The sequence below is a fragment of the Rahnella perminowiae genome (assembly GCF_019049755.1).
In the GTDB taxonomy this organism is placed as follows: Bacteria; Pseudomonadota; Gammaproteobacteria; order Enterobacterales; family Enterobacteriaceae; genus Rahnella; species Rahnella perminowiae.
This window is the reverse complement of sequence record NZ_JAFMOS010000624.1, coordinates 1-22,068: the sequence shown is the minus strand read 5'-3', so window position 1 is coordinate 22,068 and position 22,068 is coordinate 1. Positions and strand designations below refer to the sequence as shown.

Sequence of the window (22,068 nt, the reverse complement as noted above, 5' to 3'; positions counted from 1 at the left end):
ACCCCGATTATTTTTTCTTTCCAGAACCCTTTTTTTCACCTTCAACAGAAATTGTTTCATTCACAAAATCTGTGTCTCGGGGGTCCTCATCAGTCTTTAAGCGCTGCTCTGCACTCACTTCCAGATCGCCATGAAAACCCGAATCTTCAGAGCGGAGTTTTTCACTGGTTGCGAACGCAGATGCCTGGCGGTGGTCGTTAGATTTTCGAGTCAGATGCTGATCATTATCACGCATCGCTTTTTCGATAATTTTCGATGCCACTGGTTTATCAATGCTGTAGCACAGACCGATATATGCTTTGCTCTGGTCAATTCGAGTCGCATCGATCAGACCATAAATTTCATGTTGTTTGAGAATGTAATCAATCTCATCTGTTGTGCCGTCCAGAACAATGGACTGCTCACCAGCGCGGATCGGATGGTGCACCAAATTCGATTTTTCCAGACGACGGAACGTGAAATCGTGGCGTTGCTTGGTGGTATTTGCGATATGAAGTTTCATTGATTTACTCCGGACATAAAAAACCCGCAAACCAGCTGGCTGCGGGGTTAAGAGTTTTCGAGATGAGTGTTTTTAAGCGCTGTAATTCATGCTGATAACTTCAATCGCTTCAGGACGAACACCCCAGCCTGAGGTAGAGCGCAATTCCGAAAGCACATCGATAGCACCACCGGCAATCGGCGTCGGAATTTCACGCGGTGCAGGCATGTCACAAAGCATAAGGGATGTCGCTTCCAGCGACGGGGAAAGTTTCGCGAATTCGTTGGTGTTAATCTTCGAATTCACTTCCGGGCGCTCGACTTCTGGCATAACCAGGATCACGGCGTCAGTACCGTTAGCGCCAGCACCGATCAGCGTGTCGTCATATGCCCATTCAATGGTGAAATTAGCATCAGCACCAACGCCTTTGATCATTCCAGCCACTGATGAAGTACCTGCCCCAGGGCGCTGATAACTGGTCAGTTGAACGATTTTCTGAATTTCCATTGCGCCGAGTGTGCGCTGTGGACCCAAAATAACCATGTGTGTGGTTTCGCCCATTTGCATGCAACGGGTCCGCGCAGCCTGAATGCGGCCCAGAAGGAACACAGCAAGCTCACCGGAATCGTAAGTCAGCACTGTCGTGTTGCCTGTGCTGTCAGCTGGCAATGTCGTTGTGGTTGCACCGTTAGTATTTAACAGTCCCTCACCGCCCGCAGGATTCATGCCAAACAGCAGTGAACTGCGCAACTGCTGGAAGATGGCCTGACGAGTACCCAGTCGCTGGGCTTCCGGCAGAGCAATGCCCCAACCTCCAGCGGCGGACATGTCGTGATGATCGTAAATGGCACGAGCGCGGTGCAGGTAAGTCGGCGTGCTCATCATGCGAGCTTCCAGTGCAACGGAAGGCAGCATGTTGCCGTTCCCTGACTGGCTTGCTGCTGACTGAGTACGAATATCCAGACGTTTCAGATAAACATACTGGTCACCATCACCCAGGCGAACGAGCGGATTACCGCTGGCCAGCGCTGAGAATGCACCAGATGCCTGCTGATAGGAGAGGATCATCTCCGGCATGATGAATGACGGATTTACGATTTGATACGAAGGTGTAATAGCTGGCATGTCTTAGCCTCTCCTCGGTTACAGCAGAATAACGGCAACGTTGCCGCTGTCGTTCCAGGTGGCAAAACCGGTGGTGCTGTCATAAGCGACCGTTTTGCTATTACCCATCTGCGTTTCAATGATTTTTACTGGAAGCGCCACGGCTGATTGCGTGGTGACACCTACAGCACCCTGAGTGGTCGCCGCACCGGCAGGCACTGATGCTGGCTTGTAAGTGAATATGGTCCCAGATGGCACACTCAGAACCTGAACCGTTCCGTTGTATGCAGCAGGGACAGCCGCGGTAATAGTCACGTAGGCACCCACAGCAAGGCCATGTGCGCTGGCAGTCGTGGCGGTTGCAAAACCGTCGGCGGCGGCTGTTGCGGGGGTGTAGGTAATCCCAGCTGTGTCTACACTGGCCGCAACCGTACTGAAAACATCCAGACTGTCGGTGGCGAAGTTCCACACCAATGGCTGATTTACGGAAATCCCGGTGCCGGCAAGAGCGATAACGGCGTCGGAAGCTTTAACCGGTACGCGAGCGCCTGAGCCGAAGCGATAGAAGGACACGCTCATATTGCTCAGGAACAGAGGTACGGGAGATTGTGGCGTCACGAGGCCGTTATGGGCCTGATTAAATACCGAGATACCGACCAGTTCGGAAAGTGTCGTAGCACGTTTAATGTTGGAGCCACGCGCAGAAGGATTAACGCCGGGTAGCAGTTCGTTGATGGCCACGCCGCCCCACATTGGTTTAATTTCGCTACTTGAAAGCGCACCAAACGCCAGCGCATAACGAGCGGCAGGATCATCAATGGCGACGCCCTGAATAAAGCCTTCGGACTTAATGTTAAAAGTGCCTTTGGCGTTGGTGGTTTGCATTGGGTTTACAGTCAATACTGACATGTTTTATCTCCGCTTAATCTTTAGAGAATTGAGCAGCAACGCGGCGGGCTTTGAATGGCCCCCAGCAGTTTTCTGCATCACCGATGAAAGTGCTGATCTTGCGGCCGGTCGCATCCTGGCGAACGACTTCGCGCAAGCCTGCGCCAGGTTCCAAACTCGAAGCTGCTGATTTCTGCGCGTCGGCGTAAATCTGCTTCTCTGCGATGGAAAGCATCTGGCTGTCAGAAATTGACGACAGGTCAACGGCTTTATAGTCGGTGGAATGCTGCTGGAGTTTGGTAAGAATGCGGCGGCGGTATGCCAGAGGCTTTTCACCGGCTACGGCCATCGGGGCACGCTCACCGAATGAAGCGAAAACGCTATCCGCCTTGTGTTGCGTATCGGCGATGTCATTGCGATCCTCATCGCTCAGTTCTTCCGGTACACGACCTTTGATTTCTTCCATGTCAGCGCGGATTTTTGCCATTTCCGCATCAGCCTTTTCCTTTTCTTCGGCATCAGCTTTCTCTTTGGCCTCTTTCTCTTCGGCGTCCTTTTTGGCTTTTGCTTCTTCAGCTTCTTTGCCCTCGGCGTCGGCTTTTGCTTTTTTGTCCGCCTCTTCGGCATCAGCTTTTGCCTTGGCTTCCGCCTCTGCATCGGCCTTCGCTAAGCGAGCGTCCATACATTTATTGAAAAGCTCTACAAATTTATCTTCATCCATTTTATGGACCTCGTTTAAAAGTGTGTCGGATTTAACACCCGTCGGATCCCCCAGCTTGTCCCAAACGCCTTGCTCACAAATAGCCAGGTGATCGAGCAGGACAGGAGCGCCCTCAAGGAGTAACGGTTTTCCGTCAACTTGAATTAAAAAATCGCTGTCGCCGGATAGGGTTACTGTTGGTGATGTACTGAATTGCTTGGAAATCAGGTTTTCGGCAGCTTCGGTGTCATAAACGCGGGCAACACCCCACACTTCGTCACCAGCCAGCCAGGCAAGGCAGATCGTCCCGATTGTTCTTGCTGCATATTCCTCGCTGTTCAGCGTCGCTCCTTCTGGATGCCACCAAATGACCGGGAGGCCATTACATCGCGCGAGAAAATTCTCGTTCAGGTAGTTTTCCGGGGAGCGGTATGCGAATTGCTTATCTGCTGAGCGCCACGTTATACCGGTGCCGGTAATGCGCATTGCCCACAGGTACATGTTTTTGAAATACTGCGGGGATGAAAGCTGACCGTCAGATACAAGCTTCGCAACGTCCATTTCGTTCAGCGGTTCTGCATCGAGCATAGCGGCTAAGCCAGGGTGTAGCGGTTCGGGAAGCGCATCGCGAGAAAACCAGCCGCACGCGGAATTTTCATCGTTTAGCACAGCCTCGAATGTCGGGGCATTATCAACAGAGTAAGTGACGTAACCGCCGATCAGGCTGTAAGGGGTTAGAGGCGGGCTGTAATCAAATCCACACTCTTCTAACACTTCTCTTCGCGCTGCAAATTCGGGCGTTTCACCTGTATCGATTTTCCCGCCCGGTACTGCCCATGTGCCATCATCCCCACGCTTGACCAGAAATACTTTTCCGGCGGATTTGAATAAAATCCCTGCTGCGTAGGTTTCCACCTAACCCCCTTTTTATGCTGCGAGAAGAAACGCCTCGCCTTTTTTCGTCAGCATGTCTTTCGGCAGGCTGCGCAGGTTGTATACATAGGTCAGGTAACAGCGGCAAAAAACCTCTTCTGCCGGTTGCGTAACCTCATCCAGAAAACCGTTATCCCCCGCTCGCATCAGCCCTTTTTTCATCGCCCAGTTGCCGCGAATAGCGTACGCCAGCAGATCACGATGCTTGTGAGGCTCCCGATAGTCATAATTGGGCTGTCTCCAGTGGCTATGCCATACCGCCGCCAGCGCACCGCCTTCTGTGGCGATGATATTGTCGATATTGGCGATCAGCTTATGAGACTGATCAATCATCACGCGCCGCTCTTCGAAGTCGATTTGCTGCGCTGACTTGGCAATATCCTGGCTTGTACTTATTACGCCCGACCGCGAGGACGCAGATAGTCCGGGGCTGATCGATGTAATCGGCGGGATGCTGGTCGCCCAGCCGCTGAATCTCTGGAGTGTCTTATCAACCGCCTGTGTCCTGTTCAGTTTGATCAGGTCCGTTGCGGCCATGATGCGGCGATCCAGCTCAGAACGGAGTTTGGGCTCGACGTAATTCAGGGTAAACCGGCTTACGCCAGGGTGGCGCTTAAGCGCCTTCTCGCGGTTAACTTCCATGTCGTAAGCAGCAGTGAAACGACGAGAAACCTGTGTGTAATAGTCATTGCCGTTAACTTTTTCGTCAGTGGCATTGCGCAGGCGCTCCATCCAGGTGATTAACTGGTCCTCGCTGCTGTAGCCGCGCTCTAAAAAATCCTTGATTGCGTCACGCAGCTCTTTCAGGAAAGAGTTCATTTCCGTCCCCTGGTGCCGGTGGTTTTTGTGGAGGGTTTTCCCGCAATAGGTCGTAATCCAGTTCGAGCCTGTCAGCAAACAGATGCTCGTTCATGTTGGCGTTTTCACAAGCCCACTTGATGAGCGTCGCCCGGTTCTCTGGGTCGTCAGCTAATTGCGGGAGCAATGCGGTCAACATTTCAGTAATCGCTTTGAACCGGGTTTCATCCACTTTCACCTTTTCGCTTTCCGGTTCTTTAAGCGCGGAAGGCCAGGTGTATTCAAAGTTATTAATCCAAGAAGTGAACGCGGTGGAATAGGATATTTTCTGGTACTCAGGCAGATCAGACTGTAAAGCCTCGAAGAAATCAGGCGACCAGGCACGGTATTGGACAATCCTCACAAAGAAATCGTAGAGCGGCTGCAAATCCTTGCGCACATCATCGATATACTGCGCCACGGCTTTTGCATCTTCGGTGCCCTCCCCAAACCCTCGCGTGAATGTCTCGCTGTTCAGCAGGATTGCAGGCATGTCCGCGGCAGTCGCGATATTTGCCAGGATATGATTTCTTGCGGTATCGAGTGGTTTTTCGAGGTTTTGCAGATCCAGCGACTCAATGCGGTCCTGTAGTCCTATTTGCAATACATCCCCGTTAGCCCCCCGTTTCAACATTGCCCGCTTGATACCTGACATTGCCTGCATAGCTTTGGTCACTACAGAGCCAGCCTGCTGGATAAAGGCCACCAGCAGCCCAGCCTTAATGGTCACCATGTCATCTGCGCGCATCGACTGAATAAAAGATTTCAGCGGATAGAGCGCCCGTTGGAATACGCTGCGCCCGGAGAAACCGAAGGCTGATGAGGTGTAAGCCAGATAGATAGGCTCCTCATTCATCATTACGCAGCACCGGCTTTGGTGGTACGCCTTCCCTGCGGCGCTGACGCTTGAAACTTTCTGAAAATCGGGGCTGTTCGGATCCTGATTAAGAACAATAGAACCGGCTGTATTCATCGGGTCGAGGACATTGAACGTCACCCCCTGTTTATACAGGTCGCTAAATTCCACGGCGGAATTCGCATCCTGACCATCGATAAGCATCACCACAGCCCCAACGCCGTAAATCCGCGACTGGCGGGCCACATTGGCGATTATCTTATCGGCTTTAATGACTTTCCACTCAGCCTCAAATGCTTCGCGAAGCCGCTTTTCCGGACCACGCGTCACATGGACCGTTCGCGATTCACCCATCGCTAATTTAATCGGACGGTCTACCATCTTCCCGCCCAGCGGGTGGTAAAGATAAATCAGCTTGCAGATTTCATAACCGACCTGAGAGCCAGGCTCAATACCTTCGCTTTCCAGAACCTGAGTAAGTCGGCCAATATTGCTGCCCATATCAATTTCGTTATCGTCTGACATCAGAGATCCTTGTTACTCATGGCATCACCAACGCGCTACAAAGCATCTCCGTTGCCGAACGCAAGGATCAGGCCGTACATGTAGCAGTCAAGAAGGTCATCAGCCCGTTTGTGAGCGTTTTTATCGGCGAGGTGAAAGCGAGAAATTTGCTTAAACAGGTGATTGGCAACGGCGCCTTTGAAAGGCAGCGTCTTTTCGTATGCATAGCGCGACATCTTTGCCAGTCCACGGTAGTGGTACCCGGACGACATGACCCCGCGCTCATCTTTGCCTTTGCTGGTCAGCGTTGATTCGATTGCCTGGACCGGCCAACCAGCCGCAGTACCTTTTTGAAGCAAGATACTGCCCATTGATGCATCTTCAATGAACACTCCAACCGCGCCGCTTATTGCCCGGCATTCGGCGCTGAGTGCTTCCAGCCGACTAAATACCGACGGCATAAATTCTTCCAATAGCGCGCCATCAATCTGTACAACATCCCAGTCAAGGATCGTCAGTTTCTGGGTGCCCATGCTTTCCAGAGCGAAGTACACGACTGCGGTGCCGTCATGCTCAGTACCGCCCTTTACGGCGGTATCCATAACAGCGAACACGGCGGAGCAGTGCGGCGGGTAATCGACTGGGAGACTTTCAACAAGAAGCTTTTCAATATCGAACAGGGCGTCTGTAGACCAATCGACAAACTCAGCAAGAAACTCCTGGCGGAACACGCGGGGTTCGCACAGTAGCCTTTCATTCTCCAGTTCTTCGGGAGGAACGAACGGGTTGGATGAGGTGGGAGCGTGATGCTCGAAAAAACCAAGAGACTTATCGTTACAGATTGCCCAAAAGAAATTATCCTCATCCACACCATCTGGCGTGGAGAACACCATCGCGCGGCCTTTTGTGGTCAGCAGCGTTGGTTTAATGGATTTGGGCCATATTTCGCGGAGCATTTCAGGCGACTTAGTGAAAGCAGCCTCATCGATGAGCACCAATTCATATTCGCGGCCACGTCCGGCGAGTTTGTTGTCATTGGTTACCCAAAAGTCAATTTTGCCGCCGTTCCTGAGGAGTATTCGCTTCTCCGAACGACTTTGCGTTTTGATTAATGGACCAAGATACTCAACCAGCTTGTCGAAAATTTCCTGATATTGGCGATACTCTGCGGTGAAGATCCCCACGCGCGCGCCGGCCATCAAATCAAGACCTGGCCGCTTAAAGTTCGCGGTGGAATACGTCACGGCCGCATTCACCAACATTGCCGTTTTACCCCACCGTCGACCGCAACGGACGGCGTTATTTCGGTGCTGCAACCCGGTCATCCATACTCGGGCTTGCCCCTCATGCAGGGGCTGAAGGTAAATGTCCAAAATCAGCCCCTATTTAACATAATGACCATTAACCGCCCCGCGCCGAAAGCACTCATCGAGCGAACTGGTTGAATGGCGTATTAAGGGGGTTTTTCAAAAGGGAAACAGCAAAAAACAACTGCATAACCGGTGCATAAAACCAGCCTGTTTTTGCATAGCGTTTTTTCGGTTCGAAATGGTTATTTTTGACAGTTTTCTACTGACCAGGCAGCGGTAGTGCATTATGGACAATGACCTGCTGATCGCCGCCCTCACCTTTCAGTTTTTCAGTCTCTGCAACCACCTTGTCGGCGGCAACTATTCGGTAATCGATATCAGCGGCGATTTTAGGCAATAGCGCTTTGTTCATGCTGATCATATCAAGCGTCCGACAGATTGATTCAATCCGGACAGTGTTTCGCATCATCGCCGTTTCAGCAGCGCGACCTTTTTCAATCAAGGCTTTAATCTGGTCAGGCTCCGCATCCTCTAACTGCGTTTTCCAGCGCCCAATGTTTTCAGAAGCAATCAGATTCGCAGCGCGTAGGCGAAACAGTTCATCGCTCAGTGTGAGTGCTTTCGCATCCTCAATCACCTCATCGCTCAGCAGCAGCCTTCTGGCGTAACCTCCATGTTTTAGCGCCGCTGTGTTCTGTTCCTGAAATGCGTTAACTGGCGGTGCGTTTCTGGACCCGCGAATCCGTTTCGTATTTTCGGGGGGCGGGGTCGCATCAGCGGATTCTTCACGCGGCTCAAATTTTTTCCCAGATGCAGCGCGTTTCTTTTCGCTTTTCGCAATTCGCAAATTCGCAGTTTTTTTTTCTGCCTTCTGCGAATTCGCATTTCTTTTCGCAATCGTGATATAGCGCTTTGCTGTGTTGTAGTTCAGCCCCTGCGCTTTACACCATTCTTCGGGGGGAATTCCCGTTGCGGCATGGTCGGACAGGAACTGTTTTTGTAGCTCGCCCCAATCCTTTCTTGCCATACCTCCTCCAGGGTTTACTTTCCGCAGGTAACTACGGGCATAAAAAAACCGCCCGGAGGCGGCTGCTGTGAGCTCAAACGAATTATTTTTCGATTGCCGTCAGAATTGCATCAGCCAGATTTTGAATGTTTTCTGCTGTGTATCTGAGATCGTCAGCTACCTTGTCAGAATGTGCCCGTCCTGACGCGGACGCCGAAACCTTAGCAATTTCCAAGGCCGCAGCTACAGCTAAAACGCGTCGTTGAAGCTTAAGTTCATCGGTGGTATCTCTCAGTGGAAAATTTTCTAACATCACAACCTCCTTTTGCTAATAGAAACTAAATATACCCATAAATTTCATGGCGGCAAAAGCATTATCGATGGCTCTCATTGAAAGCCACCTGTAATGCTACTTAGAGCAGGAATTTATTTTTCAGTGCCACCAGATCAGCTTCTGCATCTTTGCCCAGAACTTCGATACCGTGCTCGATGAATGCGACCACTTTATCGAAATCTGCTTTCATAGTTTCCAGCGGGGATAAAGCAACAGGTGCGACGCTCGCTGTTTGTTCGGGGTCTGCTACTTCAATGACTGGCGCTGGAACTGCGACGAAGTGAACCTGAATGCTAACCGTTGTGCCGTCAGCAGCAGTTGCCGTTAACGTTGATGCGCCAACAGTGGAGCTGACCAGGCCAACAGTAATCTGGCCGTTTGCGTCGGTCAGTGCGCTGGTAGGTGTGACGGTTGCGCCGTTGTCCGCAGTAAAGTTCACTACGGCACCGGGCTGAATTGCATCGGCATTATCGGTCAACGTGGCCTGAACAGTATTTGCAGCCGCGCCGTCGGCCAGCTGGCTGGTGATAATCGAAACGAGTGCTAATTTCACAATGTTTTCCTTCGGTTGGGATTCAGCCGGTTCGGCTGGGTGTAAATAGATGCTTTTCAGCCATGCAAAAAAACGCTTAATCATTTCTGTCTGGCCTCTTCTGCCTGTTTAATACCGTCGAGCTGGTTATTTAGCTGATCAATCGCCGTAAGTAGCGGGTCAATCCAGTAAACAGCCTGCCCATAGGTCAATCTGCAGCCGGTGGAAGCGGTGGCGCTACTTTTTGCAGCAGGCTGGCCGGTATCGGTGTGCATTGCGCTGGCACGTAAACTGTTCGTGTATTCGAGCAGCCGGTCAGCAACAGCAGAATCAACACACTTGCTGCTGGCAGGATCGCGTTTAATAATCGTCCGGTATTCAATTTCTCTCTCCTGGCTTTTACCAACGATTTGCACTGCGTATAGCTGTGCAGCGCCAGCAATCTGATTTGAGCGCTGAAAATTAAACGCCTGGGTTGAGATGGTTTCTGACTGAAGGGCGTTATCTGACTGGAGCTGGGTGACCTGCCCTTTCGCTTCCACGGATTTACCGTAAAAATGAAATGCCAGAAATATCATCAGCGCGATAAAAACAGCCGCGAAGGCTGTCACGGCAATGCGGAACCAGTTGAACATTTTCAACCCTCCAGACAGAGCGCCTTCTCTTTATCACGGCGAATGACCAGCCCCGGCAGCTTTTTACCGCCGCCGTTCGCAAAGTCGGGCAGGTGGTTACACATCATCGGCCAATTGCCGGCCTGCGCATATTTGTGGATAGAGGTCTCAAAGCGAGCTTTGCGCGTCGGACTGTAATATGTGCGAAGGCTGGAGCAGCCCATGTTGAACGCCGCTGATGTCATGGCGCTGAACTGGTTGTCGTTCATGTCGCGACCACGGAAATAGCTGTTTATGCATTTTTCCGCAGCCAAAATGTTTTTCTGCCAGTCGGCGGCGATCTGCTGATCTGTTTTCCGCGTGCCGGGTTTGACGTCGTGCGTGTTGCCTATCCCATCAGTCAGATATCCCGCCGGGCAGTAATAAGGTTCGCGGCGGCATGACTCCGCATTACCCATCAGCTCGAGGCCTTTCTCATTCGTTCTGACCTGGCCACCGGCAATAATGACAGCGATGATTGCCATTACTGAACATACGCCGCCCGCTGCGCCTGCTTTTTTAATGATTGTCATAATCAATCATCCTTCGCGGCTTCAAGAACGCTTTTTATCCCGCGAGATACTTCTGGGTATTTAGAGGTGGCGGGTGTGTCGGTGCGATATTTCAGGGAATCGATGGTTGCTTGAGTCAGTTCTCTGTCAAGTTTCAGGCGTTCCGCGTCATTTTTTTTTGCCGCTTTAATCGCACTTCTTTTATCAAAATATCCGAGGAGCGTGATCACGATGCCAACAAGGGCTGTCGCCATGTAGACACGTTCCAGAGTAATGAAACCAGCGATCGAGGACAGCAGAGTAAGGAGCGTCCCGCCGCCGGTTAAGTTGTCAGAATGTGGATTCATTTTCATGGTCTCGCCCTCCGGTCGTCCGGGTGGGTGCGTAGTCGTGGAAATAAAAAAGGCCACGCGAATGCGCAGCCCTGAAATGTAGATATCAGCAAATTTGATTGCCGTAGTGCTCAGCCTCAGCGTTTTTTCTTACTAGAACCGCTGATTCATAATCTTCGTGAAGCCCTAAATAAATGCGTCTTCCGCGGAAGTTAATTTGGGACTGCCATTTCATCGCCAACTTATTCCATGAAACACCAGTACAGCCAGACGTATTGACTTTAGAGATGCCTTTATTGATTAAATTTTGTTGCCGAGTCGCTACCCTTAGATTCTTCCATCGGTTGTCCGTTCTTACCCGGTTGATATGATCAATTTCCATACAGGGAAAGCTACCGGTCATATACAGCCATGCAAGCCGATGTGATAGGTGAAGGTTTCCATCAATGCCAATCATCAAATAACCCCCAGTATCAGGACACCCCGCGCGACTGCCTCGCTTACTTCGCCCCCGGCTAACCTTCCATGTGAAAAAACCTGTCTCAGGGTTGTAATGCAATAATTCCAAAAGGCGAGCTTGCGATAAGTTGCTCTTCATTATGGGATCTCTGAATAGCTACCAATAAAAAGCCCCGGCAGCGCATTGCGCTCCGAGGCGGTGGTGTTACTGAATGTAGCGATTTAGGTCAATACTGGTTGATATTTGAAATATGACCAGAATATATAAAGTAACGTAAATATCGCTCAATTTGTTCGGTTTTGCAAGAACTACTCGATAACTTCTTCGAAAACGCTTCTTTCTTTGCAGTTCAACACCTGAATTAGTGAATCGCTATCCAGCTCTGAAACAGCCAATTTAAGCCCCTTCCAGTGCGGACTGTAGACCTCGCACCATGTTGAGCGGGAGATCTCCATCAGGTTTGCCAGCGCCGCGCCAGCGTACTCCTTGTAAGACTCGTTTTTATTCTTTGCCGCCACATCCTGAACTGCCAGCCAAACGAGAGAGATTAGCCGTTTTTTTGTTTTCGCCAGCAGGCCAGCAGGAAGGTTTTTCTGATAGGCCAGCCAAACAGCCTCGCAGATATTTTTCTGGTGTTCGAATTTCAGATCAAATCCGTAGCAGTAACGGATCCAAGAATTCTGGTGAACAGGAAGAGTATTCACCGCGCGGCGCCAGGCGCATGAGGCAAACTCAAATTCCTTCATCGGTGGCGCTGGCCTGCGGCGGCTGCGAGTCTCGAGCGCGTACGTCGGCGCGCGCTCTGAGCGAACCTCTCTAACGTTTTTTCCTGCAGTTTCAAGCAGCACTTTATGGATATGCTGGCGCGGATAGTGATTTTTATCGGCCGGTGGGTGTTCACTGAATGCTTCGAGCTGCCCTTTTGTTCCTCCTGAGAGATCCATTAATGCCGTGGTCAGTTCAATTCGCGCGTATTGCAGCAGCTGCGTATTCATTTAATGATCCCCTCATCTCTCAAAATCTGCTGTGTGCGCATTACGCCCTCGGCGTGCCAGAGCCGCAAAGTATCGTAATCCCAATCTGATTTTGTTCGCCCGTCGCAGATGTCGTGGCATGCACTGCACGCCCACGCGGCCTGTTCATCGTGTGGCTTGCAGCCGGTACCGCACGTTCCGGCCAGCCGGTAATGCGCCAGAACCGTGGTTTCGGGGTTTCCGTTGCATACGCCAATAATTCGGATCTGGCATTCGCGCCCGCGAGCCGCTTTGGTTAATTCGCTCATGCTGCGTAGCTCATTAGCTGGCTTGCAGCGTTCTCGGCGGCTTCGGGGCTACTGAAGGTTTTATTGAGGATCCACATCCAGAGGGTATTCAGCGTGGCTTTGTACAGTTCAGCAAATTCGGTCTCGTCCATTTTTGCGAATGAAATTGAGAGGGGTTCTTTCGCAGTAACGCCGTTCGGCATCACCAGTTCTGTGTAATACCCAGATTCGATAGTGGTCCAGCGTCGGAATGCGTCAAACGACTTGATCAACGTCACCCGGTCCGCACGGTGGGCGCGCACTTTGTTGAGATATCCGATCGCCAGCGAATTAAGCGTTTCGCCATGCCCGGCGAATTCGGCCAGATGGTTAACGTAACCGCGTATGAGGGATTTCTCTTCCGGCGATATCGCGCCCCCGGTTGGCGTCCAGTATTCGAAGCCCAAATTGAGGAGGGAGAAGTAAAGGCGGTGGAATTTCGGGTTACGTGATTTTTTAAACTCAGATGTGATCACATCGCCGAGCTTGATTTTTGAATGCACAAAATCTCTGGTATCCGGATTTGCGGGTATCAGAGTGTCGTTCGATGCTTTTATAAATGCTAATTGCGCCATTTCTCACCTCTTCGCGAGTAATGGCACAGCAAAACGGGGTGTCAGTTGTTCAGGCTGACCGTAGGATTATATCGTGACTAATTGATTTTCGTTAATCATTTTCAGGAGGTATTACCTTGTATCCTGCAAACTCGGCTATCTCTAAAAATGCCTGTAGGGATTGGACGTGCTGATCGTCTCTGAGTATTTCCGCATCGGCAATGTCACCACCGGTCATCTGTAGGAGCACCCTACCGCTTTCCGGTAGAGTGAATTTTACCCCTTTGATTATTTAATGATTAATCATTGCTAACTCTTTTCTAAGACGTTTCAGGTCCCGAGGTAGCCATATCCGCGCAGGATTTAACCAACGCTGATCGGCTTTCTGAGTGTCAGGGCCAATATAAATTTACTGTATATAAACACAGTAATTTTTGAGGGCGCTTTTTTCAAGTTCAATTTGTTTTTTGTTGTGTCAACGTAGCAAAAATAAGCAAAAAGCCACCACATTGGTGGCTTGCTTTGATGATGGTATTGCGGGGCCCGGTGAATTCACATCACGTAACCCATATTCCTCATAAAGTAACATTTGTCTTCACCGTGATGCTCAGTGTAATCCCTAAAGTGCTCCTGATAGCGCAGGATCCAATCATTCGCTTCTTGCTTTGACCAGTAGTGGTTTAACTTCGCCAGTTCCTGCACGAAACGAACAGTTGTGACGACATTCCCCCTCTTCGGGTCCCGTGTGATGCTGTTGATAAAAGCGACTTTGACGTCTGAATATCGTGCCATATAAACCTCAGAATAACTGTACATAAATACAGTATTCATTCTGGGGTTTTTTATCAATGGCTGTTCTGTAAATACCCTAGCTTGTCACACCGGCTTTTGCGGGGTGGTGAAAAGCTGCTCAAATTCTATGTTATTGCCCGAAGATTTATCGGCATCAACCATGCTGGAGTAGTGTTTCATATCCTGATAAGTCCACGCTGAAGCAGGATTTGAACGCCAACGCCAGCGAAATTGCACCGGCGCCTGATCGCCTTTCAGCGCTGCGATTTCCTTGTCGACGTCTTCCAATATCGACCTTTCAAGTTTCAGTCGACACCGGAATTCATCGCGTTCCGTCTGCAAAGTTGCTGCCCGCTGGCGTTCTGCTTCGAGCGCGTCAAGCAAAGCGATAGCATAAGGAGCGAGGAACCATGAAGTGCCGTGCGGGCTGTTCAGCAACTCAGTGAATCGTTCCCTGGCTTGTTCAGGTGTTGGGAGCCTGTTGCCGAATTTGTTACGTAGTGCTGCAATAGCTGTTGTATCAGTCATACAGCCTCCTCAATAATTTGTACCGGTATGCCGATATACTCATCAATCCAGACGGGTTGCTTACCCTTCATAAACATGGTGTGACCTATGCGGCGCTCCAGTTCTACATAACGCCGATAAAGCTCAGGGTTTTGTTCGGCACCGTGGCGCAAGTCGTTTCGGCTCCCCATGATGCAGAACACGCATGAGAGTCGTTCATTCTGCTGATAAGCCCAGAATGGTTTTTGTCCGGCCCGTGCAATCATTTCAAAAACATCAGGCGTGGATAATGTGAATATCGGGAACCACTCCCATACGGCTCTTCCGGTTACCGATTGGCTGTCCTTTTTCCTGAATGGTTGACGCTTTGCTCGAGCGCTGGATTCAGCTGCTCGCAATCCCATGCAGTTCACAGCGATCCCGCCGCCACGCCGCTTCATGTCCTGGCGAATAAACTTCTCAATAGGCCCGCGCTTTAGATCACTTGTGCATTGGCGGTGCTGGGCGCTTGGCCATTTTCCGCGACGCTCAACCATCCCCAGAAAGGTTTTCTCTGCTTTAACAATGTTCAGTTCATGCGAAATAGTGCTATTGATATGCTCGATAACACCGGGCCACTCAACATCACCGAGACTTGCGTGGATCACGACTATTTGGTCGTGAGGTATTAGGCTGGCCATCATGGAGTACATAGCTTGGCTATCCTTTCCACCCGAATGAGAAACGTAAAACACCGCATCAGAGAGTACTAAGTCGGTAATTTCTGGCGGGAGCTGTTTGGTTGTCTCAGTCATGAGGTTGCTCCTTCACTGTAAAAATATTGAATTCCAAGGCAAATGACGATCATGAAATACCAGATAATCCCGGCAGTCGTATCAGTCAGCAACGCCGCAGCACAACATATTGCCATCCTGATCATCCCTTCCTCCCAGCGCGCAGATGTTCGAACTCAATCACCCATACCCACGGGTTAGAAAACCAATTTTCGACGCCGTAAATGGATTGCCATAAGTAAGCGAAGGCGTCGGTAGCATCAGGTTTAGGGTGATCACATCCGCATGGCTCGCTTTCACCACAATTAAGGCAACCGCCGTCAGTAATCCCTTCTGCTCTTGCATCCTGCTCGCTGATGGCATTCAGCCGCTCAACGCGAACGCCGGTGATAAGCAGGTCAACTCGTGACGCCCAGCGCGGCATGTGGATAGATGGCCGCCAGTTATAACCGCGAACGTCAGCATCACAGTCTGCAAGTTTGTCTGAGGCAAGGTATCTAACTTCTTGGTATGTGCCGGTTAGCGATGGTTTTTCTGGTTCGTAACTGCCGCAAGCTAAGGTTGCGAACGTCTCACGCACCCAGAGCTGATCGCCGGGCTGACCCAGCGGACAGTTAAGGTTGTATTTCTTGCCTTTATATTGATCTGCAAGATTGGCTATATTTGCCGCCGAATCCTTCAAAACACGCCGCGTCTGAGTTTTTCGACCGCTGAGAATGGCTTTAACCATCTCAGCATTAAATAAAATTGGACGTTCTTTCATAAATTACCGCCGTAAATCGATTTGATATTCGGAGCAGAAATCCAGAACAAACTGGCATTCCGCCGGGCTTTCGGTTTCGTTCACCACGTCGCAACCGCCAGCGTGTAAGCATGTGCAGTTCTGGCAACCCACGCGGTTATCGAAACAGGTTTTAGCCATGTGATAGCCGTTGCACCGGCCGCCGCTGAACCGGTGCGGAAACTCATAAGCAGGGCAACAGCAGGTAACCTGCCTGCCGTTCCAATACGCTTTTCCGCTGGCCATTACTCGGTACCCGCATTTCTTCTGGGTTGGGATTGCTGACCGGTAACCTGCTCCCAGGCTTTATCCATAAACTCCCGGCTGAAATCCATTTCAGGTGCCTGAACGAAGGCGATGTAAGCCTCTTCCTGACAGTTGGTGCAGTAGCCAGAACGGATGGCGCAGCCGCAATTTTCACAGTGTCTGCTCATAGGGCCTCCGGCTTAGGAGCGGCGGCAATCATGGCAGCCCAGCATAATTTTGCGCGGTGCGCGGCCTGTGCGCAGCCGCTCATCTCTTCGTATGCTTCCCATTCTTCATCTGAACTAAAGAACTGGTCTGGTTTAGATTCGAATCCATTGATGACCATGTCTTCTGTTGGCTCAATCGGCACAAGCGCATAGCCTTCAGGAATCACCGGCTCCATATGGGCTGACTGTGGGGTGGTGTAGAGTGGTATCGGTCGAACCATTACAGGCTCATGCTTAACGCACACTGAAAACTGCTTTCCTAAAGCATTCAGATTGCGCTCTGAAATGTACCCAATCGGCTTGGCCTGCATTGCTGATAAGGCCATTACCGCCAGTTCCATTGCCTGCAGGTAGTTTTCCTGCGAGATCGTTATGTCGCCGCTGGCGGCTTTGCCTTTCAGGAATTCGAGCAGTTCCTGCGCTTTCTCAAGGGTTAGCTTTTTCATGCTTTGCTCTCCGCTGCCAGGTGACGCATGATTTCGGATTCAGTCGGGAGCGGGGACGCAGCGCACTTCATGTAAAGTGACTTGCGGGAAGGTGTTCCGCGCTTGAGCAGGTGATTCACCGAGTCTTCTGACATGCAGAGCGCTCGAGCAATTTCCCTGTCTGTTTTTCCTGACAGGTGGAGCTGATAAATACCCATAGTGACGCGTTTCCCGTATGAAATTCGGTTACCGATTTTCACAACGACACCGCTCGCTTTTGCAGCCTCAGTGACCGGTACCGGTTTTACTGGAGGGGTGGCAGTTACCCGACTACGGGCCCGCGCAGCGCAATTCCAGCGGTCGATGATGGTTGCGGTGTAGTCGCAGCCGTCATCCTGCAGAGGGCGAACCTCTCGGATATAATTATTTGTTTCAGGAGTGGTTCTCATTGGTCATTCCTCGCTCTTTGATTTTGACTTCTCTAACATCTGGCGGCCGGCTGGCGTTTGCAGCAGCAGGAGTTCCATTTCTTCATCCAGCCCGACTGCTTCGTCGTCTGGCTCAAACTCACTCGACATAGCGTTTCCCTGCTGCCATCTGCATGGCCGGTGTCGGGCCTGCAGGTGTCTTTGGTGCGGCAATCTGTCGGCGGATTGGCGGTACCGAAAAACCCGCAGCCAATTTCTTCTCCCAGCGAGCCAGCTTCACACCGGCCAGACGGTCCATTTCGGGCTGTGTCAGTCGGCGCTCTACGCCCTCTCGACGCATCTCGACGCAGATGTGATACAAAATCGGATGGCGCCATGGGAACTGCTCGGACGTGCCGTAACGCCATGACTCGGATTTCCAGCGCTTGTATTCGGCGATAACGTCGTTAACCGTAAGTCCGACCAGGCCACCGCCGACTTCGGCTACAAGCGCGATGAACTCGGCAAAGTCTGGCGGCCAATGACTGCCCGCTTCGCAGCGCTCAACGCAGGCGTTGCAAACTCGAGTGATCTGGTCACTCGTCATAGCCCCGATCTGTTTTTCCCAGAGGTCCGAAGGCCGATTGCCATTCTTCGCTACCCATCGGGTGCTGTAGATTTTGATCATGAGGTCCCACAGGCGCCATGCCGGTGTGTCCACGTTCTCTGGCCCATTGTTCGCGACCAGCTCGTAATTGCCGCTCGGCAATGGATTCGCCGGTGTTGCCGATGGTGCTTGCGATGTTTTTTGCATGGTTCAATCCCCCGGTGTTTACCTGCCAGTCGTTTTCAAAGGCACGCTCTTTGCCGTAAAACCGCTGTGCCTGCATCACGAATTCGGTACCGGCCTGACCGCGTATTTCGCAGTACTGCCGATATCTCCGCGTCCCTTCGAGCATTGCCTCCGTGCTCACCCCTTCCAGCTTTCGGGCTTTCCAGCATGAGTGAGCTTTGTTTTTCGGATTCCCACCTTCGCGCTTTGGGTATTCATGCCAGAGGGTTTCAAATTCATCAGGGTAAGAACCCGCTGCGTTTTTCTTCGTTGGGTGCTGGTTTTTTTCAGCGACCGACAAAAGGGTTTTATCTTTTAGTTCTTTATCTTCTTCTTCCTCTTCCTCTGGTAACGCTTTTTGATACGTATCTGTAACGCTACTTGCGTTACATTCAGCGTTACTAGTGCGTTTCTCATCCCTACTCTTAGCAACGCGCCTATTTGTAAGTGCGCGTTTTTTCGATGTTTCCCCGTTGTGCCGTTCGTGATTTGGGAAAAATAGCCTCCCATCCATTTCTGCAAGCCAACCCACATCGATGAGTGCATTCGCAAAACCTGACACGCAAGTAACGCGATCAAGTACCGAACGTGTAACGCTCGCAGCGTTACCTTTTGCGTTACCGTCTATCGTTTGTTGGTCGGCCCAAGCCCAGACACGGATCATCTTTCCGAGAACAGCATCAGGGTCGATATTCAAAATCTCAGCCATTTGGAAAATCTCCGGTTTATCCGGCGTAATGACTTCAATCTTTATCCAACTACTTGCCATGCTTACCAGCCTTGCCTTGCGGCAACTTGCTCAAATGCCCGGTGCTGACGCTCCAGTGATAACTGTCTTTCTGCTCGCTCGGCTGCAAGCTTGCGAACCAGCATGCGCAGATATGTTTTGGTGATCGGCATGTCGTCGTACCGGAACTGGCCGTTAGAAAAGCGTAAAGTTTTCATCTGCGCCCCTTGCCCTGATTACGTTTGATATCCGGCGCGCCCTTGATCCGCTTCGTGGATTTCAGGAACGTTTTTGCGTGGGCAATGCTGCTGACTACCGTCGCATTCGCTGAATCGCAGTAGTGATCAGCGCCGCGCATTGCCAGCGTCATGGCGACACCCTTCTCGACGCCTTCACGCACGAAATGGGCGTTAATCTGCTGCTCGATTTGCTCTCTTGAAAATTTGGCCATTGGTCATTCCTCGCTGTTAATGCAATAAACCGCGCGCGCTCTGTTGCAGCGACGCGTAAGCCCTCTCCCAGGCTTCACAATCAGAATCAAAATCAGATAACGGTGCACGCAGAAGGACTGAGCTGATCAGCTTCTGATTCGCCTTCATTGCCAGCGTCGCCAGATACTCGACTGAGTTACCGGCAATCAGGCTGGCACGCAGTTCTGCAGGCAGTGCGGCAAGAATGGCCGGTAACAACAGCTCTACGTTCTGGACGGCGCGGGGACGATCGCTATCCAGCCAGCGAAAGATCTGCTGCTTGTTGTTGTGCAACGCGGCGTAATCAACAGTGCCGTCGCCGTGCTCGACGATTTGCAGAATTGGTGAATGCAGACCGAGATCGAAATACGCTTTCGTTATTTTTATCGCGACCTGGCTTTGTGAGACTTCACTCGCCCAGTTGCGTAGCGCGTCTCTGATGTGGTTGTGTTTGATTTCCATAAATCAGCTCTTATTGTTGAGACGAGTTATCTTTGTTGTACAAATCCATGTCGTAGCGGAGAACGCCGCCTGAAGCTAACTCAAGGCGGCGCGCGCGGCGCTCTGGGATTATTTCCTTCCAAGCAGATACAGAAGGTGGCTTCACGCCTGCAGCTTTGGCAACAGCAGAGGCGCTCCCGAAAAACTCAATTGCATCTTTTTTAAACATTGCTGAACCCCTTTGTTAGATTTAGTTAACAAATTATTCGTTCAAGATATTTAAGTCAAGAAAATTTAGAATTATCTAACTATGCAAACACTTGGTGACCGCATTAAATCGCGGCGTAAAGACATGAAATACACCCAACGCAGCCTTGCTCAGGTTGTGGGGGTATCGCATGTCACGATTTCGCAGTGGGAAAGCGGGGATAGCACGCCAGGTGGTAAGAATTTATTTACTCTTGCTGAAGCTTTACGTTGCACGCCAACTTGGATCTTATTTGGTGATGAGAACCAAACCCCAGAACAAGCAGAAAAACCAAACCCTCCTCTAAGTGAAGTTGAAAAAGAGCTTTTGAAGCTCTTTAATTCCCTGCCTGAGTCAGAAAAAGAACAGCATATGACCAATCTTCGTTTCAAGGTTGAAGGTCTGAATAAACTTTTTTATGAACTGCTAGAAGCTCGAAAAAATAAAAAAAATTAAACCAACCTAAAAACAATACGTTACGTTTTTCATGCTCTTTTTGTTAGATTTATTTAACTAAGCGTCTTGCCATGAGTGTTAGTTTAAGTTAACTTTACTCCATCGACGGCACAGCAGCCTCGGGGTAACAGTTCTGACGGCGGGAAAGAACGCGAGGTATGACCAATGGCGGTTTCAAAACAGAGGGGTTTGAAGATGAGTGATAAAAATTTTAATGAGCTTCCAGGCGCTATTCAGGAAGCAGCCAGTGAAACCTTAAAAAATATTCTGTCCCAAGCGGGTTGTAGTTTTCTTTTAAGAACTGACCTGAAACCGGGTTTTGCAGTTGAAGTCGAGCCAGCAACTAAACTGGCCCTTTCTGTAAAAAACGCTTTTATAACTCTCTGCCGAGATCATGACCCAACCAGCGACCTTCCCGCACACGAAAAAGAAGAAAGGACGCTAATTGATAGCAGAACTACCGGATTCCAAGTTTCTTAGCAATTTCTTCAAGAATGTGATTATGGCGGTCACTGACCACGCTAATCGCAGCGCCGCATAATGCGCATTGAATAAAATGTAAATTGTGCCGGCAATCTTTAACTTTTGTTTTGCTGTTCAGCTCGAATGATGATGAATCACATTTAGGGCATTTGGTTGTTAACGTCATTTTATATCCTTGTTTGCTATAGGGGCTTCAAGGATACCACCGAGCCTGATGTGGTGAAAAGCCAGGCACACAACATGCAAGAGCATTGATGGAGGCGCAGTTAAAGCCTGTGAAGTTCGTGCTCTTTCAGTTGTGGTGAATGCGCAGGCTGATGCGCTAACGGTAGCGCTTGATAGCGGTGTGAAATGTCGGCGAGAAAATACGACGGGATTAGGGTTGGTACAGCGGCCGCTCCCGGCAGCCAACCAAAATAACCGACACCGCAATGCCGGAAGAAAGCAGTACCGGCAACCACAACACGGGGCAGCACGGTAAAGTCTGCCAGTTCGTAATCACGCTGTTGCGTGTAACCCGAACCAAGTTGGCTGGGAGGTCAGCACACAACAGGTAAGAGCATTGCACCGGATATGCGGAATGCTCCCGAGTTGCTCCAGTACCGTTAGTTATGAGGGCGGAGAACCGATGCAACTGGCAAGCGCCGTAAGGTGGTCAAATGCAGTGCTCTTTCCGTTGTGGTGGCAAAGGGTTGAAGGGTTTGCCTCGTGAAAGAACGGTCGTAAAAACGACGCCGGAGCGTAACCGGCGAAAAGCCACCACAACAATCTAATCACACCGGAGGATATATGAGCTATCGCGGCAAGGCATTCGTATTGGCTACTATTGTCTGCGTTTTATTGTGGGCTGCCGTAATCGGACTGCCAATATCTATTTAAAACTTCCGTATCGGGGTTTTAATCATGCAAATAAAAATAATTTTAACCCGTTCTGAAATGCAAGAATCTGAACTTGATG

At 50.6% G+C, this 22,068-nt stretch carries 34 protein-coding genes; 2 read left to right on the top strand and 32 right to left on the bottom strand.

Annotated elements, in window-relative coordinates:
- Positions 1–7 precede the first annotated feature (7 nt).
- The 32 genes from J1785_RS21930 to J1785_RS21780 all read right to left on the bottom strand — a co-directional run bounded on the left by J1785_RS21930 (position 8) and on the right by J1785_RS21780 (position 20,153).
- Positions 8–502: a hypothetical protein gene (locus J1785_RS21930; protein ID WP_217220737.1), complete on the bottom strand. Its 495-nt coding sequence runs from the start codon at positions 500–502 to the stop codon at positions 8–10.
- 72 nt (positions 503–574) lie between these two features.
- Positions 575–1,606: a major capsid family protein gene (locus tag J1785_RS21925; protein WP_217220735.1), complete on the bottom strand. Its 1,032-nt coding sequence runs from the start codon at positions 1,604–1,606 to the stop codon at positions 575–577.
- 18 nt (positions 1,607–1,624) lie between these two features.
- The gene (locus J1785_RS21920; protein ID WP_238483328.1) at positions 1,625–2,494 is read right to left on the bottom strand and encodes a hypothetical protein; all 870 of its coding nucleotides are present in this window, start codon (positions 2,492–2,494) and stop codon (positions 1,625–1,627) included.
- 13 nt (positions 2,495–2,507) lie between these two features.
- A complete protein-coding gene (locus J1785_RS21915; protein WP_217220733.1) occupies positions 2,508–4,088 on the bottom strand; it encodes an NUDIX hydrolase in 1,581 nt (526 codons plus the stop codon).
- A 12-nt stretch (positions 4,089–4,100) separates the two neighbouring features.
- Entirely contained in the window at positions 4,101–4,925 is an 825-nt protein-coding gene (locus J1785_RS21910; RefSeq protein ID WP_217220731.1) for a hypothetical protein, read from the bottom strand.
- Entirely contained in the window at positions 4,897–6,324 is a 1,428-nt protein-coding gene (locus tag J1785_RS21905; protein ID WP_217220729.1) for an anti-CBASS protein Acb1 family protein, read from the bottom strand. Before J1785_RS21905 ends, J1785_RS21910 begins: the two co-directional genes overlap by 29 nt.
- 35 nt (positions 6,325–6,359) lie before the next feature.
- A complete protein-coding gene (locus J1785_RS21900; protein WP_217220763.1) occupies positions 6,360–7,682 on the bottom strand; it encodes a terminase large subunit in 1,323 nt (440 codons plus the stop codon).
- A gap of 190 nt (positions 7,683–7,872) precedes the next feature.
- A complete protein-coding gene (locus J1785_RS21895; protein ID WP_217220727.1) occupies positions 7,873–8,640 on the bottom strand; it encodes a hypothetical protein in 768 nt (255 codons plus the stop codon).
- A gap of 82 nt (positions 8,641–8,722) precedes the next feature.
- Positions 8,723–8,932, bottom strand: a complete 210-nt coding sequence (locus J1785_RS21890; RefSeq protein ID WP_217220725.1) for a hypothetical protein — start codon at positions 8,930–8,932, stop codon at positions 8,723–8,725.
- A 100-nt stretch (positions 8,933–9,032) separates the two neighbouring features.
- Positions 9,033–9,506: an Ig-like domain-containing protein gene (locus J1785_RS21885; protein WP_331252992.1), complete on the bottom strand. Its 474-nt coding sequence runs from the start codon at positions 9,504–9,506 to the stop codon at positions 9,033–9,035.
- A gap of 80 nt (positions 9,507–9,586) precedes the next feature.
- Complete coding sequence (locus J1785_RS21880) at positions 9,587–10,120, bottom strand: hypothetical protein (protein ID WP_217220722.1); 534 nt, start codon at positions 10,118–10,120, stop codon at positions 9,587–9,589.
- 2 nt (positions 10,121–10,122) lie between these two features.
- A complete protein-coding gene (locus tag J1785_RS21875) occupies positions 10,123–10,623 on the bottom strand; it encodes a lysozyme (RefSeq protein WP_420803831.1) in 501 nt (166 codons plus the stop codon).
- Between the two features lie 50 nt (positions 10,624–10,673).
- Positions 10,674–11,003, bottom strand: coding sequence for a hypothetical protein (locus J1785_RS21870; RefSeq protein WP_217220719.1), 330 nt, complete (start codon positions 11,001–11,003; stop codon positions 10,674–10,676).
- Positions 11,004–11,088: 85 nt separating this feature from the next.
- Positions 11,089–11,580, bottom strand: coding sequence for an HNH endonuclease (locus J1785_RS21865; protein WP_217220718.1), 492 nt, complete (start codon positions 11,578–11,580; stop codon positions 11,089–11,091).
- 170 nt (positions 11,581–11,750) lie between these two features.
- Entirely contained in the window at positions 11,751–12,437 is a 687-nt protein-coding gene (locus J1785_RS21860; RefSeq protein WP_217220716.1) for a bacteriophage antitermination protein Q, read from the bottom strand.
- Positions 12,434–12,724, bottom strand: coding sequence for a DUF1364 domain-containing protein (locus tag J1785_RS21855; protein WP_217220714.1), 291 nt, complete (start codon positions 12,722–12,724; stop codon positions 12,434–12,436). The genes J1785_RS21860 and J1785_RS21855 overlap by 4 nt, the downstream gene beginning before the upstream one ends.
- Positions 12,721–13,317, bottom strand: coding sequence for a DUF1367 family protein (locus J1785_RS21850; RefSeq protein WP_217220712.1), 597 nt, complete (start codon positions 13,315–13,317; stop codon positions 12,721–12,723). Before J1785_RS21850 ends, J1785_RS21855 begins: the two co-directional genes overlap by 4 nt.
- Positions 13,318–13,848: 531 nt before the next feature.
- Complete coding sequence (locus J1785_RS21845; protein ID WP_217220710.1) at positions 13,849–14,088, bottom strand: hypothetical protein; 240 nt, start codon at positions 14,086–14,088, stop codon at positions 13,849–13,851.
- A gap of 84 nt (positions 14,089–14,172) precedes the next feature.
- Positions 14,173–14,616, bottom strand: a complete 444-nt coding sequence (locus J1785_RS21840) for an ELKS/Rab6-interacting/CAST family protein (RefSeq protein WP_217220709.1) — start codon at positions 14,614–14,616, stop codon at positions 14,173–14,175.
- Entirely contained in the window at positions 14,613–15,389 is a 777-nt protein-coding gene (locus J1785_RS21835; RefSeq protein ID WP_217220707.1) for a phosphoadenosine phosphosulfate reductase domain-containing protein, read from the bottom strand. Before J1785_RS21835 ends, J1785_RS21840 begins: the two co-directional genes overlap by 4 nt.
- 121 nt (positions 15,390–15,510) lie before the next feature.
- Positions 15,511–16,131 carry an ASCH domain-containing protein gene (locus tag J1785_RS21830; RefSeq protein WP_217220705.1) on the bottom strand — a complete coding sequence of 207 codons (621 nt, stop codon included), beginning with the start codon at positions 16,129–16,131 and terminating at the stop codon, positions 15,511–15,513.
- Positions 16,132–16,134: 3 nt separating this feature from the next.
- Complete coding sequence (locus tag J1785_RS26825; RefSeq protein ID WP_158307036.1) at positions 16,135–16,290, bottom strand: hypothetical protein; 156 nt, start codon at positions 16,288–16,290, stop codon at positions 16,135–16,137.
- A 104-nt stretch (positions 16,291–16,394) separates the two neighbouring features.
- Entirely contained in the window at positions 16,395–16,583 is a 189-nt protein-coding gene (locus J1785_RS21820; protein ID WP_217220703.1) for a hypothetical protein, read from the bottom strand.
- The gene (locus J1785_RS21815) at positions 16,580–17,068 is read right to left on the bottom strand and encodes a hypothetical protein (RefSeq protein ID WP_217220702.1); all 489 of its coding nucleotides are present in this window, start codon (positions 17,066–17,068) and stop codon (positions 16,580–16,582) included. The genes J1785_RS21820 and J1785_RS21815 overlap by 4 nt, the downstream gene beginning before the upstream one ends.
- Positions 17,065–17,496, bottom strand: coding sequence for a helix-turn-helix transcriptional regulator (locus J1785_RS21810; protein ID WP_217220701.1), 432 nt, complete (start codon positions 17,494–17,496; stop codon positions 17,065–17,067). The genes J1785_RS21815 and J1785_RS21810 overlap by 4 nt, the downstream gene beginning before the upstream one ends.
- A 3-nt stretch (positions 17,497–17,499) precedes the next feature.
- The gene (locus J1785_RS26890; RefSeq protein ID WP_274388858.1) at positions 17,500–17,625 is read right to left on the bottom strand and encodes a hypothetical protein; all 126 of its coding nucleotides are present in this window, start codon (positions 17,623–17,625) and stop codon (positions 17,500–17,502) included.
- Positions 17,615–18,061, bottom strand: a complete 447-nt coding sequence (locus J1785_RS21805; protein WP_217220700.1) for a replication protein P — start codon at positions 18,059–18,061, stop codon at positions 17,615–17,617. Before J1785_RS21805 ends, J1785_RS26890 begins: the two co-directional genes overlap by 11 nt.
- Positions 18,051–19,055, bottom strand: a complete 1,005-nt coding sequence (locus tag J1785_RS21800) for a hypothetical protein (protein WP_217220699.1) — start codon at positions 19,053–19,055, stop codon at positions 18,051–18,053. The genes J1785_RS21805 and J1785_RS21800 overlap by 11 nt, the downstream gene beginning before the upstream one ends.
- 2 nt (positions 19,056–19,057) lie before the next feature.
- Positions 19,058–19,231, bottom strand: coding sequence for a hypothetical protein (locus tag J1785_RS21795; RefSeq protein WP_217220696.1), 174 nt, complete (start codon positions 19,229–19,231; stop codon positions 19,058–19,060).
- Positions 19,228–19,464, bottom strand: coding sequence for a cell envelope biogenesis protein OmpA (locus J1785_RS21790; protein WP_217220695.1), 237 nt, complete (start codon positions 19,462–19,464; stop codon positions 19,228–19,230). The genes J1785_RS21795 and J1785_RS21790 overlap by 4 nt, the downstream gene beginning before the upstream one ends.
- A 16-nt stretch (positions 19,465–19,480) precedes the next feature.
- On the bottom strand, positions 19,481–19,945 hold the full coding sequence (locus J1785_RS21785) for a toxin YdaT family protein (RefSeq protein WP_217220694.1): 465 nt from the start codon (positions 19,943–19,945) through the stop codon (positions 19,481–19,483).
- A 10-nt stretch (positions 19,946–19,955) separates the two neighbouring features.
- Entirely contained in the window at positions 19,956–20,153 is a 198-nt protein-coding gene (locus J1785_RS21780) for a Cro/CI family transcriptional regulator (protein ID WP_217220693.1), read from the bottom strand.
- A gap of 81 nt (positions 20,154–20,234) precedes the next feature.
- Here J1785_RS21780 and J1785_RS21775 point away from each other — a divergent pair, with 81 nt between their 5' ends.
- Both J1785_RS21775 and J1785_RS21770 read left to right on the top strand, forming a co-directional pair.
- Entirely contained in the window at positions 20,235–20,627 is a 393-nt protein-coding gene (locus J1785_RS21775) for a helix-turn-helix domain-containing protein (RefSeq protein WP_217220681.1), read from the top strand.
- Positions 20,628–20,822: 195 nt separating this feature from the next.
- Complete coding sequence (locus J1785_RS21770) at positions 20,823–21,107, top strand: hypothetical protein (RefSeq protein ID WP_217220679.1); 285 nt, start codon at positions 20,823–20,825, stop codon at positions 21,105–21,107.
- The last annotated feature ends 961 nt before the right edge of the window (positions 21,108–22,068 follow it).

Coding starts and splice junctions, on each gene's coding strand:
- J1785_RS21910 (WP_217220731.1), bottom strand. CDS start 4,925: ATGAACTCTTTCCTGAAAGAGCTGCGTGACGCAATCAAGGATTTTTTA.
- J1785_RS21820 (WP_217220703.1), bottom strand. CDS start 16,583: ATGAGCAGACACTGTGAAAATTGCGGCTGCGCCATCCGTTCTGGCTAC.
- J1785_RS26825 (WP_158307036.1), bottom strand. CDS start 16,290: ATGGCTAAAACCTGTTTCGATAACCGCGTGGGTTGCCAGAACTGCACA.
- J1785_RS21905 (WP_217220729.1), bottom strand. CDS start 6,324: ATGTCAGACGATAACGAAATTGATATGGGCAGCAATATTGGCCGACTT.
- J1785_RS21800 (WP_217220699.1), bottom strand. CDS start 19,055: ATGGCAAGTAGTTGGATAAAGATTGAAGTCATTACGCCGGATAAACCG.
- J1785_RS21870 (WP_217220719.1), bottom strand. CDS start 11,003: ATGAAAATGAATCCACATTCTGACAACTTAACCGGCGGCGGGACGCTC.
- J1785_RS21830 (WP_217220705.1), bottom strand. CDS start 16,131: ATGAAAGAACGTCCAATTTTATTTAATGCTGAGATGGTTAAAGCCATT.
- J1785_RS21925 (WP_217220735.1), bottom strand. CDS start 1,606: ATGCCAGCTATTACACCTTCGTATCAAATCGTAAATCCGTCATTCATC.
- J1785_RS21775 (WP_217220681.1), top strand. CDS start 20,235: ATGCAAACACTTGGTGACCGCATTAAATCGCGGCGTAAAGACATGAAA.
- J1785_RS21840 (WP_217220709.1), bottom strand. CDS start 14,616: ATGACTGATACAACAGCTATTGCAGCACTACGTAACAAATTCGGCAAC.
- J1785_RS21875 (WP_420803831.1), bottom strand. CDS start 10,623: ATGGCAATCATCGCTGTCATTATTGCCGGTGGCCAGGTCAGAACGAAT.
- J1785_RS21815 (WP_217220702.1), bottom strand. CDS start 17,068: ATGAAAAAGCTAACCCTTGAGAAAGCGCAGGAACTGCTCGAATTCCTG.
- J1785_RS21855 (WP_217220714.1), bottom strand. CDS start 12,724: ATGAGCGAATTAACCAAAGCGGCTCGCGGGCGCGAATGCCAGATCCGA.
- J1785_RS21795 (WP_217220696.1), bottom strand. CDS start 19,231: ATGAAAACTTTACGCTTTTCTAACGGCCAGTTCCGGTACGACGACATG.
- J1785_RS21790 (WP_217220695.1), bottom strand. CDS start 19,464: ATGGCCAAATTTTCAAGAGAGCAAATCGAGCAGCAGATTAACGCCCAT.
- J1785_RS21805 (WP_217220700.1), bottom strand. CDS start 18,061: ATGACGAGTGACCAGATCACTCGAGTTTGCAACGCCTGCGTTGAGCGC.
- J1785_RS21845 (WP_217220710.1), bottom strand. CDS start 14,088: ATGGCACGATATTCAGACGTCAAAGTCGCTTTTATCAACAGCATCACA.
- J1785_RS21895 (WP_217220727.1), bottom strand. CDS start 8,640: ATGGCAAGAAAGGATTGGGGCGAGCTACAAAAACAGTTCCTGTCCGAC.
- J1785_RS26890 (WP_274388858.1), bottom strand. CDS start 17,625: ATGTCGAGTGAGTTTGAGCCAGACGACGAAGCAGTCGGGCTGGATGAA.
- J1785_RS21930 (WP_217220737.1), bottom strand. CDS start 502: ATGAAACTTCATATCGCAAATACCACCAAGCAACGCCACGATTTCACG.
- J1785_RS21920 (WP_238483328.1), bottom strand. CDS start 2,494: ATGTCAGTATTGACTGTAAACCCAATGCAAACCACCAACGCCAAAGGC.
- J1785_RS21810 (WP_217220701.1), bottom strand. CDS start 17,496: ATGAGAACCACTCCTGAAACAAATAATTATATCCGAGAGGTTCGCCCT.
- J1785_RS21890 (WP_217220725.1), bottom strand. CDS start 8,932: ATGTTAGAAAATTTTCCACTGAGAGATACCACCGATGAACTTAAGCTT.
- J1785_RS21865 (WP_217220718.1), bottom strand. CDS start 11,580: ATGAAGAGCAACTTATCGCAAGCTCGCCTTTTGGAATTATTGCATTAC.
- J1785_RS21850 (WP_217220712.1), bottom strand. CDS start 13,317: ATGGCGCAATTAGCATTTATAAAAGCATCGAACGACACTCTGATACCC.
- J1785_RS21835 (WP_217220707.1), bottom strand. CDS start 15,389: ATGACTGAGACAACCAAACAGCTCCCGCCAGAAATTACCGACTTAGTA.
- J1785_RS21780 (WP_217220693.1), bottom strand. CDS start 20,153: ATGTTTAAAAAAGATGCAATTGAGTTTTTCGGGAGCGCCTCTGCTGTT.
- J1785_RS21880 (WP_217220722.1), bottom strand. CDS start 10,120: ATGTTCAACTGGTTCCGCATTGCCGTGACAGCCTTCGCGGCTGTTTTT.
- J1785_RS21770 (WP_217220679.1), top strand. CDS start 20,823: ATGAGTGATAAAAATTTTAATGAGCTTCCAGGCGCTATTCAGGAAGCA.
- J1785_RS21785 (WP_217220694.1), bottom strand. CDS start 19,945: ATGGAAATCAAACACAACCACATCAGAGACGCGCTACGCAACTGGGCG.
- J1785_RS21860 (WP_217220716.1), bottom strand. CDS start 12,437: ATGAATACGCAGCTGCTGCAATACGCGCGAATTGAACTGACCACGGCA.